The organism is Phocaeicola plebeius DSM 17135, assembly GCF_000187895.1.
Taxonomy (GTDB): domain Bacteria; phylum Bacteroidota; class Bacteroidia; order Bacteroidales; family Bacteroidaceae; genus Phocaeicola; species Phocaeicola plebeius.
The window spans coordinates 175,933-188,845 of sequence record NZ_DS990127.1 but is presented as its reverse complement, the minus strand read 5'-3'; the positions used below and the strand labels follow the sequence as shown (position 1 = coordinate 188,845).

The 12,913-nt window shown below is 47.6% G+C and carries 13 protein-coding genes and 1 pseudogene; 12 read left to right on the top strand and 2 right to left on the bottom strand.

Features of this window, described 5'->3' with window-relative positions; genetic code table 11:
* The first annotated feature begins 79 nt into the window (after positions 1 to 79).
* The 6 genes from BACPLE_RS07755 (at position 80) to BACPLE_RS07730 (ending at position 5,854) form a co-directional block, all read left to right on the top strand.
* Positions 80 to 1,303 carry a site-specific integrase gene (locus BACPLE_RS07755; protein ID WP_005775881.1) on the top strand — a complete coding sequence of 408 codons (1,224 nt, stop codon included), beginning with the start codon at positions 80 to 82 and terminating at the stop codon, positions 1,301 to 1,303.
* Entirely contained in the window at positions 1,300 to 1,689 is a 390-nt protein-coding gene (locus tag BACPLE_RS07750) for a hypothetical protein (protein ID WP_004328110.1), read from the top strand. Before BACPLE_RS07755 ends, BACPLE_RS07750 begins: the two co-directional genes overlap by 4 nt.
* A 277-nt stretch (positions 1,690 to 1,966) precedes the next feature.
* Positions 1,967 to 3,172 (top strand): primase-helicase family protein, encoded by a 1,206-nt coding sequence (locus BACPLE_RS07745; protein WP_004328112.1) that lies wholly within the window; start codon positions 1,967 to 1,969, stop codon positions 3,170 to 3,172.
* Positions 3,173 to 3,429: 257 nt separating this feature from the next.
* Positions 3,430 to 4,368, top strand: coding sequence for a toprim domain-containing protein (locus tag BACPLE_RS07740; protein WP_005775883.1), 939 nt, complete (start codon positions 3,430 to 3,432; stop codon positions 4,366 to 4,368).
* A gap of 176 nt (positions 4,369 to 4,544) precedes the next feature.
* Complete coding sequence (locus BACPLE_RS07735; RefSeq protein ID WP_004329306.1) at positions 4,545 to 4,910, top strand: MobC family plasmid mobilization relaxosome protein; 366 nt, start codon at positions 4,545 to 4,547, stop codon at positions 4,908 to 4,910.
* The gene (locus BACPLE_RS07730) at positions 4,907 to 5,854 is read left to right on the top strand and encodes a relaxase/mobilization nuclease domain-containing protein (RefSeq protein WP_007560543.1); all 948 of its coding nucleotides are present in this window, start codon (positions 4,907 to 4,909) and stop codon (positions 5,852 to 5,854) included. Before BACPLE_RS07735 ends, BACPLE_RS07730 begins: the two co-directional genes overlap by 4 nt.
* Positions 5,855 to 5,875: 21 nt before the next feature.
* Here the strand turns inward: BACPLE_RS07730 and BACPLE_RS07725 are convergent, their stop codons facing one another.
* Complete coding sequence (locus tag BACPLE_RS07725) at positions 5,876 to 6,535, bottom strand: helix-turn-helix domain-containing protein (protein WP_004329304.1); 660 nt, start codon at positions 6,533 to 6,535, stop codon at positions 5,876 to 5,878.
* 62 nt (positions 6,536 to 6,597) lie between these two features.
* On the opposite strand from BACPLE_RS07725, the gene BACPLE_RS19430 reads away from it, so the two are divergent.
* Complete coding sequence (locus BACPLE_RS19430; RefSeq protein WP_004329303.1) at positions 6,598 to 6,747, top strand: hypothetical protein; 150 nt, start codon at positions 6,598 to 6,600, stop codon at positions 6,745 to 6,747.
* 47 nt (positions 6,748 to 6,794) lie between these two features.
* Here the strand turns inward: BACPLE_RS19430 and BACPLE_RS07720 are convergent, their stop codons facing one another.
* On the bottom strand, positions 6,795 to 7,694 hold the full coding sequence (locus BACPLE_RS07720) for a helix-turn-helix domain-containing protein (RefSeq protein ID WP_004329302.1): 900 nt from the start codon (positions 7,692 to 7,694) through the stop codon (positions 6,795 to 6,797).
* Between the two features lie 130 nt (positions 7,695 to 7,824).
* Here BACPLE_RS07720 and BACPLE_RS07715 point away from each other — a divergent pair, with 130 nt between their 5' ends.
* The 5 genes and pseudogenes from BACPLE_RS07715 (at position 7,825) to BACPLE_RS07695 (ending at position 12,815) form a co-directional block, all read left to right on the top strand.
* Positions 7,825 to 8,601 (top strand): MBL fold metallo-hydrolase, encoded by a 777-nt coding sequence (locus BACPLE_RS07715; protein WP_004329300.1) that lies wholly within the window; start codon positions 7,825 to 7,827, stop codon positions 8,599 to 8,601.
* Positions 8,598 to 9,266, top strand: a complete 669-nt coding sequence (locus tag BACPLE_RS07710) for a radical SAM mobile pair protein A (RefSeq protein ID WP_004329299.1) — start codon at positions 8,598 to 8,600, stop codon at positions 9,264 to 9,266. The genes BACPLE_RS07715 and BACPLE_RS07710 overlap by 4 nt, the downstream gene beginning before the upstream one ends.
* On the top strand, positions 9,263 to 10,138 hold the full coding sequence (locus BACPLE_RS07705; protein ID WP_004329298.1) for a radical SAM mobile pair protein B: 876 nt from the start codon (positions 9,263 to 9,265) through the stop codon (positions 10,136 to 10,138). Before BACPLE_RS07710 ends, BACPLE_RS07705 begins: the two co-directional genes overlap by 4 nt.
* Positions 10,139 to 11,500: pseudogene (locus BACPLE_RS07700) on the top strand (sensor histidine kinase); the annotation flags it as partial.
* Positions 11,493 to 12,815, top strand: coding sequence for a sigma-54-dependent transcriptional regulator (locus BACPLE_RS07695; RefSeq protein ID WP_005775887.1), 1,323 nt, complete (start codon positions 11,493 to 11,495; stop codon positions 12,813 to 12,815). The pseudogene BACPLE_RS07700 and the gene BACPLE_RS07695, both read left to right, overlap by 8 nt.
* Positions 12,816 to 12,913 lie beyond the last annotated feature (98 nt).

The following is a 12,913-nucleotide window of genomic DNA, read 5'->3' as shown; positions in this document are numbered from 1 at the left end:
GTATTTGGCAGCTTGTGGCACAGGTTGGCATATCAAGGTCTAACTCGTTGAGTAATAACTTTGCAAACAAAAAACGAGTATGGCAAGAAGCACATTCAAGGTTCTGTTCTACGTGAACGGCAGCAAGGAGAAAAACGGTATTGTCCCCATCATGGGACGAGTGACAATCAACGGGACTGTGGCGCAGTTCAGTTGTAAGCAGAACATCCCGAAAACGCTTTGGGACGTGAAAGGAAACAAGGCGAAAGGCAAGAGCCGCGAGGCACGAGACATCAACCTTGCCCTTGACAACATCAAGGCGCAAATCATCAAACATTACCAGCGCATTTCAGACCGCGAGGCATTTGTTACGGCTGAGATGGTGCGCAACGCCTATCAGGGAATCGGCAGCGAGTATGAGACGCTGCTAAAAGCATTCGACCGTGAGAACGAAGTGTTCAAGAAACGGGTAGGCAAAGACAGGGTAATGGCTACCTATCGGGCACGTGTACGGGCAAGAAACCATGTAGCCGCCTTTATCAAGTCGTTTTACAGACGCAGCGATATGTCCATGTTGGAACTTACTCCCGATTTCATCAAGGAGTTCGCCGCATACCTCTCGACTGAAGCCGGATTGCGGAACGGTTCGATATGGGCAAACTGTATGTGGCTGAAAGGCGTGGTCATGAAAGCGCATTATAACGGGTTGATACCGCGCAATCCTTTCATCCAGTTTCATATCAGCCCCAATGTGAAAGAACGGGAATATCTGACGGAGGATGAACTGAAAGCGGTCATGACACATGAGTTTGCAGACAGCAAGCTCGCATACATCCGTGACATTTTCATCTTTGCCAGTTTCACCGCCTTGTCATTCGTGGACATTCAGGAACTGACGAATGACAACATCGTGGAGGTGAACGGCGAGAAGTGGATATTGTCCAAACGCCACAAGACAAAAGTCGCCTTCCAAGTGAAGCTGCTGGATATACCCTTGCAGATAGTCGAACGCTACCGACCGATGCAGAAAGACAATCGTATATTCCCCGGCTTGAACTATTGGTCTATCTGCAAACCGTTGAAACGGATGATAAGGGAATGTGGCATAACCAAGTCAATATCATTTCATTGCAGTCGTCATGGCTTCGCAACATTAGCTTTGAGCAAGGGGATGCCCATTGAAAGCGTAAGCCGTGTGTTGGGACATACGAATATAGTCACGACCCAACTCTACGCAAAGATAACCACGCAGAAGCTCGACAACGACCTGACCATGTTCGGCGACAAACTGAGTAAGACGTTTAACGGAATAACGATGTCATGAGTATGAGAAGAAACAGCATAACAGTGAATGAATCCGGCAATATCATCATGCCGGAGAATGTCTCAAACATTTGGATGAGCGAGCCGGAATTGGTGGAACTGTTCGGAGTAATTGCTCCGACACTTCGTTCTGCCATCAGAAACATCTATAACAGTGGAGCATTAAAAGAATACGAGGTACAGAAGTATGTTCGGCAGGAGAACGGGTATCATGCCGATGTGTTCAGCTTTCCGATGATAGTCGCACTTGCTTTCCGCATTGACAGCTTCGGTGCGGAACAGGTGCGCAATGCCATATTTAAAAGGCTGTACTTGCGAAAAGAGAAAACAAATATCTTCTTTTCGCTGGGTATAAATGGTTGGGATATGTCTAATTATCAGGCATAAGTTCTAATGATATGACGACATGAAGTAGTGAGACCTATGCGTATTCCCATTGCCAACAATGTATTTATACGAGTATGTGAATAGGTGTATTGCCATTCATACGTACGATTACGACAAACCCGAAGAAAAATCCATTAGAATGGCATTTCTTCGGGCTTTTGTTGTATGTCATAAAGCCAAATCCAAGAAAATCTTACGTGAGGTATGCGTGAGTTGTTAATCCGTTCTGCGCTAATTGCCGAGTTTTGCACTGATTAAACAAAAAAATGAAGTGCTAATGAAACAAGGCAACTTTGAAAATGAGGAGTTTATCCGTGTGGGTACTACCCTCTACAAGTTAGTGAACCAGCCCCGTCTGAACGGAGGCTATGTGAAGAAGCGCATCGTGTGGAACAACGAAACACTGCGGCAGGACTACGGCAAGGACTATCTCGCCACCGTGCCGAAGTACGACGGCTTCTGCACCGTCCCCGACCATGTGGACTACCGTCCCGTGGTGGACAAGTTCCTGAACCTCTACGAGCCGATAGGACACCGTCCGCAACAAGGCGAGTTTCCCTGTATCCGGTCATTGGTGCGCCATATCTTCGGTGAACAGTATGAATTGGGCATGGACTATCTTCAATTGCTCTACCTGCAACCCGTGCAGAAACTGCCTATCCTGCTGTTGGTATCAGAAGAACGCAACACGGGCAAGAGTACATTCCTGAACTTCCTGAAAGCTGTGTTTCAAAACAATGTCACTTTCAATACCAACGAGGACTTCCGCAGCCAGTTCAATTCCGACTGGGCAGGAAAACTGCTCATCGTGGTGGACGAGGTATTGCTCAACCGCAGGGAGGACAGCGAGCGGTTGAAGAACCTCAGCACCACACTTTCCTACAAGGTGGAAGCCAAAGGCAAAGACCGTGACGAGATAGCGTTCTTTGCCAAGTTCGTGCTATGCTCCAACAACGAGTATCTGCCTGTTATCATTGATGCAGGTGAAACACGCTATTGGGTGCGCAAGATAGACCGTCTGCAATCCGATGACACAGACTTCCTGCAAAAGCTGAAAGCTGAGATACCTGCCTTTCTGTATTACCTGCAATACAGACAACTTTCCACCGAAAAGGAAAGCCGTATGTGGTTTGCGCCCTCTTTGCTGCATACCGAAGCCTTGCAGAAGATTATCCGCAGCAACCGCAACCGATTGGAGATAGAGATGTGCGAACTTATCCTTGACATTATGGAAAGTGTCGGCACGGACACATTCTCGTTCTGCCACAACGACATTCTTCTTTTGCTGGTACATTCGCAGGTAAAGGTGGAGAAGCACCAAGTCAGAAAGGTATTGCAGGAATGTTGGAAACTTACTCCTGCCTCTAACGGGCTTACATATACCACTTACCAATTCAATTACAATCGGGAGTGCCGATATGAGCCGATAAAAAGAGTCGGTCGTTTCTACACCGTCACAAGGGAACAACTTGAATCCCTGTAATACTATTCTTTTTTTGTTGAATTGATGAATAATGATATAACCATACTGATAATAAACAGCATACACTCTCAACAAATTCTCAACAATCGAAAAGAAAAGTTGAGAGGGAAACAGCATCAGTTTGTTGGATTCTCTATTTGTGAGTGGTTTGTTGAGAAGATGTTGAGAATATAAAGCATTAACGTATAGGACAATACATATCTCATTCATCAAATCAACGTTTTTACAGTCATCATCAAATCCATAGAAATTATATCATGAACATCCAAGAAGCAAAACAAATCAAAATTGCGGACTATCTGCAAAGTTTGGGTTATTCGCCCGTAAAGCAACAGGGAAACTGCCTGTGGTATAAATCCCCGTTCCGTCAGGAAACGGAAGCCTCGTTCAAGGTGAACACCGACCGCAACCTGTGGTTCGATTATGGACTGGGAAGAGGTGGTAACATCATCGCACTTGCAGGGGTACTGTACGCATCCGACCATGTGCCTTATCTGCTTGGCAAGATAGCGGAACAGGCACCACACATCCGTCCCATATCTTTCTCTTTTCGCCAGCAGGCATCCGAACCGAGTTTCCAACATTTGGAGGTGGGCGAACTCACCCATCCGGCATTGCTCCGATACTTGCAGGAACGGGGCATAAACATCGCTTTGGCAAAGGCGCAATGTAAAGAGCTCCACTTCACCCATAACGGCAAGCCCTATTTCGCCATCGGTTTTCCGAATGTGGCGGGAGGATTTGAAGTGCGTAACCGTTTTTTCAAAGGCTGTGTCGCACCCAAAGACATCAGCCATATTCGGCAACAGGGAGAAGCGAGAGAGAAATGCCTTGTATTCGAGGGCATGATGGACTATCTTTCATTCCTCACGTTGCGGAAGAGGAACTGCTCGAACTTGCCCGACCTTGACAGGCAGGATTACGTCATCCTCAATTCGACCGCCAATGTTTCCAAAGCTATAGATGTGCTGCACGGGTATGGACGTATCCACTGCATGCTCGACAATGACGAGGCGGGAAGAAAGGCGTATCGGGAATTGGAAAGGAAGTTCGCCGGACGCATCCGCGACTTCTCCGACAACTACAAAGGGCATAAAGACCTGAACGATTACCTGCGTGGAATCCGGCAGAAATTAGCCGTTAGTCCACCGCCAAGAACTATCGTAAAACCCAAGAAGAAAGGGTTGGGATTATGACATCCCGAATGAGAAAAACGGGAGATGCCCGAAACTCATTCCTTAAGGATTGGGAGGTAGCAAGTTTGTGTTTCGGGTGTACCGAAACCGCTTGCCACCCACCATCCAAATTGCAGGAGGTGGCATCCCGTCGGTCTATACAGTTGAATCAGTAACCGAATTAAAAGGAATAAAATATGGAACAGACAAAGGAACACAAGGAACGCAACAAGGGAGGTCGCCCCAAGAAGGAAGCAACCGAGAAACTGAAATACCGTATCGCAGTGAAAATGACGGCAGCCGACTACTTCCGCCTGCTGACACGATCGCATGAGGCGGGCGTATCACCAAGCGAGTACATGAGGGAATGTTTCCGTAACGGTCATGTGAAAGAACGGCTGTCGGAGGAACATGCCGGATACATCCGCCAACTCTGCGGCATGGCTAACAATCTCAACCAGCTTGCGCGTAAGGCAAACGCCGGAGGCTTCCACGATGAACGGTGGGACTGCAAGGTGGCAGTGGCAAGGATTCATGAACTTATAACCAAGATAGGGATATGATGGCGAAAATCGTAAAAGGAAGCGACTTCAAGGGTGTGGTGGATTACATCATCGACAAGAAGAAGGATACGCAGATAGTAGCAAGCGAAGGCTTGTTTATGGAAAATCTGGAAACTATCGCCATGAGTTTCAATGCCCAGTCACGGATGAACGATAAGGTGACAAAACCTGTCGGACATATCGCGTTGAGTTTTTCCAAAGAGGATGAGTTACGGCTGACGAACCGTATCATGGCAGGCATCGCGCTTGAATATATGGAACGGATGGGAATCAAGAATACGCAGTTCTTCATCGCCCAGCATTTCGACAAGGAGCATCCGCACGTGCATATTGCTTTCAACCGCATAGACAACAACGGCAATACCATATCGGACAGGCACGAGCGTCTGCGCAGTACCCGCATCTGCAAGGAATTGACCTTGAAATACGGCTTGCATATGGCTGGCGGAAAGGACAATGTCAAACGCAACCGCCTGAAAGAGCCAGACAGGACGAAATATGCGCTTTACGACATCATCAAAATGGAAGTCGGCAGATGCGGCAACTGGAACGTGCTTATCGCCAACCTGAAACGGCAGGGAGTGGAAGTACATTTCAAGCATAAGGGGCAGACCAGCGAGGTGCAGGGTGTTGTATTCTCCATGAATGGCTACCATTTCAACGGCTCCAAAGTGGACAGGCGTTTCAGTTATTCCAAGATTGACGCGGCTTTGCAGCACAACAGATGCAGGGAACGTATGGGAATAACAGCCGGAATATATGAAACGGCTACACCAAGCGCACCGTCCGGCACGGCACAAAGCGAGTTGTTCAACGGCTCTTGGGGATTGCTAAAAAGCAGTGGCTCATCTTATAACGCTGCTGATGCGGAAGCCAATCAGGAAATGGTGGATATACTTCGCAGAAGGAAGAAAGTTAAGCGCAAGAGAGGTGTTGGGTTCTAATATTCTGTACTAATCCAATTCTCACGACACTTGCGCTCTATATTCATTCGGAGTGTAACCTACCTCTTTCTTGAACAGTCGGGTAAAATGTTGCGGGTACTGAAAACCGAGATTATAGGCGATTTCATTAACGGTGTCGTCTGTAGATGCAAGTTCCGTCTTGGCTATTTCAATAGACTTGTCATGAATGAAATGCAGGGCGGTTGAACCTGTTTCTTTTTTCAATAAATCACTGAAATAGTTGGGCGAGAGGCAGAGCTTGTCTGCACAATACTGTACAGTGGGCAAGCCTATCCGTTTAGCAGCCCCATCATGGAAGTATTCGTCAAGCAACCGCTCAAATCTTGCGAGGATGTCTCGGTTTTGGTTGTCGCGTGTGATGAACTGGCGGTCATAGAAACGTGTGCAGTAATCAAGGAACGTCTTGATGCTGTCTGTGATGAGGTTCTTGCTGTGACGGTGTATCGGATGGTTCAATTCATATTGAATCTTGTGGAAGCAATCCATGATGATTTGCCGTTCTTCCACACTAAGGTGCAATGCCTCGTTTGTCTCGTAGGAAAAGAACGAATATTCACGCATTATCCGCCCGAGAGGTGTATTCCGCAGCAGGTCGGGATGGAACATAAGCAGGTAGCCATCTGGTTGGAACTGCATGCCGTCATCTTCCGCACCGAACACCTGTCCGGGCGCGATAAATATCAGTGTGCATAATTATTCCTAAGTCTGTGAAACCGGAACGCATGAAGCAGAATCTCGACATATTAGACTTCACCCTGTCGGCCGACGACATGGCACGGATAAAGACGCTGGATACCGACAAGCCTTTCTTACTCGGCTCGCACGAAGATCCAGAAATCGTAAAATGGTTCATGCAGTACAAAAACGCCTGAACATCAACAACCATATTTCGATAGCCGCTATCGACTATATTAAGAAGTTATTCGTATATGCCTTTATTGTAATCCGTCATGTACTGAGTAAATGTTTTGCCTGTTTGCTGTTTGAAGAAGCGCATGAGATGGCTCGGATCAGAGAAATTGAAATCATCCGCCATTTCACTGACAGTGCGGTTGGAGAATAGCAATTCGTTCTTCAGTTCCTCAAGCAGACGTTGTTTTATCAAATGGGTAGCTGATACTCCGAATTGGGCTTTTACTGAGTTATTGAGTGTGATGCGACTGACATGAAGCATGTCTGCATATTCCTGCACCCGCTGGTGGGTGCGGATATTCTGTTCCAACAAGTCCTTGAACCGAAAAGCGAAATTGTTTTTAGCAATTTCAGCGGGCAAGCAATAGGCGGCAGCGTATGTACGATTGATAATCAGCAAAAGATAATATAGTAAGGAAACAATGATATTGTACGTATCGGACACTGGATTCATCAGCTCATACTTAATCTTTCCGAGCAGCCGCATATATTCCTTCATTTCGTCATGTGTGGCATTGATGTAAGGCGGCGTATCTGTCTGGTAACAATACAAAAGGCGAAAAACGAAGAACTTGTCGGCGATAAAAGTACGCATGAAATCTTCGCGGAATATAAGGAACGTGTAATCCAACGCCGTCTCATCTACATGCCACTCTTGTTGCTGATGGGGTGAAAGCAGGAGAACCATGCCGTCGCGCAGTTCAATCTTGCGGAAGTTCAGTAGCAAATATCCGTTTGCCTTACGGAAAAAGTAGAAGCTGAAGAAGTCTGTCTTAAACCGCTTGTTTTCTGTCAGCACAAGTCCGATGTCCTTGTTTATGGCAGTATTGATGTAAAAATCCACGCCGCAGCGTGTCTTGTTGAACGGTACGCTGACCAGTCGATCAGGGTTGATTATCTCGTCCATATCCTTGTCGTTTTTGCAAAGATAATAATTTCATTTATCAAAATGGCATAATTACCGTTTTTTCAGGCATAGATGTTTCGCCGGATTCTTCCGAACTTTGCACCCGTAATCAATAACAAGACATATAGTCATGAAAAAGACATCCACAGTACAATTGGTGCGCAATGCCACCTTGAAAATCAGGTATGCGGGACACACCATGCTAATTGACCCCGTTTTAGCCGACAAAGGCACTTTGATATCGGCCCTCGGTGTGAATAAAACACCGAGGGTACACCTCACCATTCCTATTCAGGATATTATCGGAGGCGTGGACATGGTGCTCCTGACCCACAATCACATCGACCATTACGAGCCGAGTGTCCCCACACATTTGCCCAAAGAAATTCCTTTCTACGTTCAGCCCCAGGACGCGGACGCCATCAGAAACGACGGATTTACAAATGTGATACCCATCGAAGAAATAAAAACAATAGACGGCATATCCATTTACCGCACGACCGGACATCATGGTTTCGGGCAGATCGGGCAGATGATGGGACCTGTATCAGGTTATGTGCTAAAAGCCGAGGGCTTCCCGACCGTTTATATAATGGGTGACTGCCGATGGGAAGCATGTATCCGAGACACCGTGGAACGGTTCAATCCTGACTATATCGTGGTAAACTCCGGAGGTGCAATCTTTCCCGAATTTTCCAAAACGGACGGTCCTATCATCCCCGACGAGAACGAAGTGATGCAGATACTTGACGAATTGCCTTCGCATATCAAGCTGATAGCCGTACACATGGATGCCATCGACCATTGCCAGACCACCCGTGCAATTCTGCGCAATGAGGCAACGCATCACGAAGCCGACATGAGCCGGCTGATTATCCCGGAGGACGGAGAAACAGTTGTGTTATGAGTGTCTGCATTAAATCCCTGATAAAAAACATGAACATAGTGGTAGGGTGCACTATAGGATGCCCTTACTGCTATGCCCGTAACAACTGCCGCCGTTTCCACATTACCGACGACTTTTCCGTGCCTGAATACATGGAACGAAAACTGCGCATCATCGATACGTCCCGTCCTCATGTGTGGCTCATGACAGGAATGAGCGATTTCTCCGATTGGAAGCCTGAATGGAACGCAGAAATTTTCGAGCGGATCAGCAGCAATCCCCAGCACGCCTATATCTTTCTGACGAAGCGCCCTGACAAAATCAGTTTCTCCTCTGACGACGAGAACGTATGGATGGGCGTGACCGTCACGCGCAGTTCCGAGAAAAGGAGGATTGATGATTTGAAAAAGAATATCAAAGCACGACACTACCATGTCACGTTTGAACCTCTCTTCGATGATATCGGCGAGATTGATTTCGAGGGAATTGACTGGATTGTCATAGGCACAGAGACCGGAAACCGAAAAGGAAAGTCATATTCGCGCCCCGAATGGGTGCTTAGCATTGCAGAACAGGCAAAGGCTCATGGCATACCGGTGTTCATGAAAGAGGATTTGCTGCCGATTATGGGCGACGAAAGAATGATTCAGGAATTGCCGGAACAATTTACCAGACGAATACAATGAATATGGATACAATAAAGGAAATAGATGTAAAGAGTGTAATGACCAAATCCTCTCTGCCGGTGGGAGGATATTCGGTCAACCCTTATGTAGGGTGTCCCCACGCCTGCAGGTATTGCTACGCATCGTTCATGAAACGGTTCACCGGGCACACCGAGCCGTGGGGTACGTTTTTAGATGTAAAAAACTGGAAGCCGATAACGAATCCTCATAAATACGACGGTGAACGTGTTGTAATAGGGTCTGTGACGGACGGTTACAATCCGTATGAAGAAGAATTCCACCGTACCCGAAGGCTGCTCGAAGAGCTGCGAGGAAGCGATGCCGAGATTATGATATGCACAAAGTCCGATCTTGTCCTTCGCGATCTCGACCTGTTGAAGAGTTTTCCCAAAGTGACTGTGTCATGGTCTGTCAATACGCTCGACGAGCAGTTCTGCGCAGATATGGACAACGCCGTAAGCATTGAACGCCGTCTGAAAGCGATGCGTCAGACATACGAGGCAGGTATCCGCACCGTATGCTTCGTCTCGCCCATATTCCCCAGAATAACAGACGTGAAGGCAATAATAGAGGAGGTAAAAGATTATGCTGATTTAATCTGGCTTGAAAACCTGAATTTACGCGGGCAGTTCAAAGGCGGGATAATGACGTATATCCGTGAGAAGTATCCTGACCTCATACCGCTTTACGAGGAAATTTACAATAAAAAAAGGCTTGAATACTGGCAGGCATTGGAGCAGGACATTTCAAATTACGCCAAGGAGCAGGGCTTCCCGTATCGTATAAACGATCTGCCATACGGACGCTCGGAAAAAGGCAAACCTGTCATCGTAAACTACTTCTACCACGAAAAAATACGATTGACAAAATGAGGCTATGCCGGACTGATGCAGAAAAGTTGTAGCGCGGATAAAAGCACCATGTATGTGGATAATATCCGGCAATCTTCCGAGCGTATGCGGGAGATGCTCAACACGCTGCTGGATTTCTTCCGTCTGGACAACGGCAAGGAGCAACCCAACCTTTCCCCTTGCAGGATTTCCGCAATCACGCATATTCTTGAAACGGAGTTCATGCCCATTGCCATGAACAAGGGTCTGACTTTGATAGTGGAGAGCCACACCGATGCGGTGGTTTTGACCGACAAGGAACGTATCCTGCAAATCGGCAACAACTTGTTGTCAAACGCCATCAAGTTCACGGATAACGGTAGTGTATCATTGGCAGCGGATTATGATAACGGTTTGCTGAAACTTATCGTTGAAGATACCGGTACGGGCATGACCGAAGATGAGCAACAACGAGTATTCGGTGCATTTGAACGTCTTTCAAATGCCGCCGCAAAAGACGGCTTCGGATTAGGATTGTCCATCGTGCAGCGTATTGTGGCGATGCTCGGTGGAACTATACGCTTGGAAAGCGAGAAAGGCAAAGGGAGCCGCTTCACGGTGGAAATTCCCATGCAGACAGCCGAGGAACTGCCGGAACAGACAATTCAAGCGCAAATGCGCCATAATCATATCTGCCATGATGTGATTGCCATCGACAATGACGAGGTACTTCTCCTTATGTTGAAAGAAATGTATGCCCATGAAGGGATGCACTGCGATACCTGTACCAATGTTTCGGTACTGATGGAGCTGATACGAAAAAAGGAATACAGCCTGCTTCTGACGGATCTGAATATGCCTGAGATAAGCGGTTTTGAACTGCTGGAACTGTTGCGCTCATCCAATGTAGGCAACTCGAAGAGTATTCCCATAGTCGTGACAACCGCTTCGGGCAGTTGCAGCAAGGAGGAACTTATAGGGCGTGGATTTGCCGGATGCCTGTTCAAGCCGTTCTCCATATCCGAACTGATGGAGATTACGGATAAATGCGCATTAAGCAGCATATTGGATGAAAAGCCGGATTTTTCCACTCTGCTATCTTATGGCAATGAATCCGTCATGCTGGACAAACTGATAGCGGAAACCGAAAAGGAAATGCAGGCGGTCAAGGATGCAGAACAGCGTAAAGACCTCCAAGAACTGGACACACTTACACACCATCTGCGAAGTTCATGGCAGATTCTCCGTGCCGACCAGCCATTGAGGGAACTTTACGCCCAACTTCATGGAAGTGCCACTCCAGATGACGAAGCGATATGCAAAGCGGTGACCGGCTGTGCTGGATAAAGGTGCTGAAATTATCCGGCAGGCAAAAGAAGAAAGGAAAAATACGAAAATGGATAAAACAAGAATCATCGTGGTGGAGGACAATATCGTGTATTGCGAGTTTGTCTGCAACCTGCTGGCACGGGAAGGATTCCGTACCGTGCAGGCTTACCACCTCTCGACCGCGAAGAAACTTCTGCAACAAGCCTCAGACGGGGACATCGTGGTTTCTGACCTACGACTACCCGACGGTGACGGCATCGACCTATTACGATGGATGCGCAAGGAAGGCATGACACAACCGTTAATCATCATGACCAACTATGCCGAAGTGCATACGGCAGTCGAAAGTATGAAACTCGGCTCGCTGGACTATATCCCCAAGCAGCTTGTGGAGGATAAACTTATGCCTCTGCTTCATACCATCCTGAAAGAACGGAGTATCGGACGAAATCGTATGCCCGTTTTTGCCCGTGACAGTTCCGCCTTTCAGAAAATCATGCAACAGATAAGATTAGTTGCCCCTACTGATATGAGCGTGCTGATATTCGGAGAGAACGGCACGGGCAAGGAGCATATCGCCCACCATCTGCATGATAAGAGCAAAAGGGCAGGGAAACCGTTTGTGCCTGTGGACTGCGGTTCACTCTCCAAAGACCTTGCGCCCTCGGCATTCTTCGGACATGTCAAAGGCGCGTTTACGGGTGCGGACAGCACAAAGAAAGGATACTTCAATGAGGCAGAGGGTGGCACATTGTTCTTGGATGAGGTAGGCAATCTCGCATTGGAAACCCAGCAGATGTTACTCCGTGCCATACAGGAACGGAGATACCGCCCTATAGGTGACAAGACGGACAAGAGCTTCAATGTCCGCATCATCGCCGCCACCAACGAGGATCTGGAGAAAGCGGTCATTGAAAAACGTTTCCGACAGGATTTGCTGTACCGTTTGCACGACTTCGAGATAACTGTTCCGCCCTTGCGTGACTGTCAGGAGGACATCATGCCGTTGGCGGAGTTCTTCCGTGAGATTGCCAACAATGAATTGGAATGTAGCGTGACTGGGTTCGATGCGGAAGCCCGTAAGACATTGCTGACCCATCCGTGGCCGGGTAATGTCCGTGAGCTTCGGCAGAAGATAATGGGCGCGGTGTTGCAGGCACAGACGGGAGTTGTCATGAAAGAGCATCTGGAACTTGCCGTAACGAAACCGACCTCACCTGTCAGCTTCGCCTTGCGAAACGATGCGGAGGACAAGGAACGCATCTTACGCGCGTTGAAGCAGGCAAACGGAAACCGCAAGGTTGCCGCCGAATTGCTCGGAATCGGACGTACAACGCTGTATAGCAAGTTGGAAGAGTATGGATTAAAGTATAAATTTCAGCAATCATAGCCCGCAACTTGCCGAAAATAGAAGTAACGGTTAAACCGGATTATTCAGCGAAGATAAAAAACGTCCTGTGATAAAAATCATGGGACATTTTGATGTGT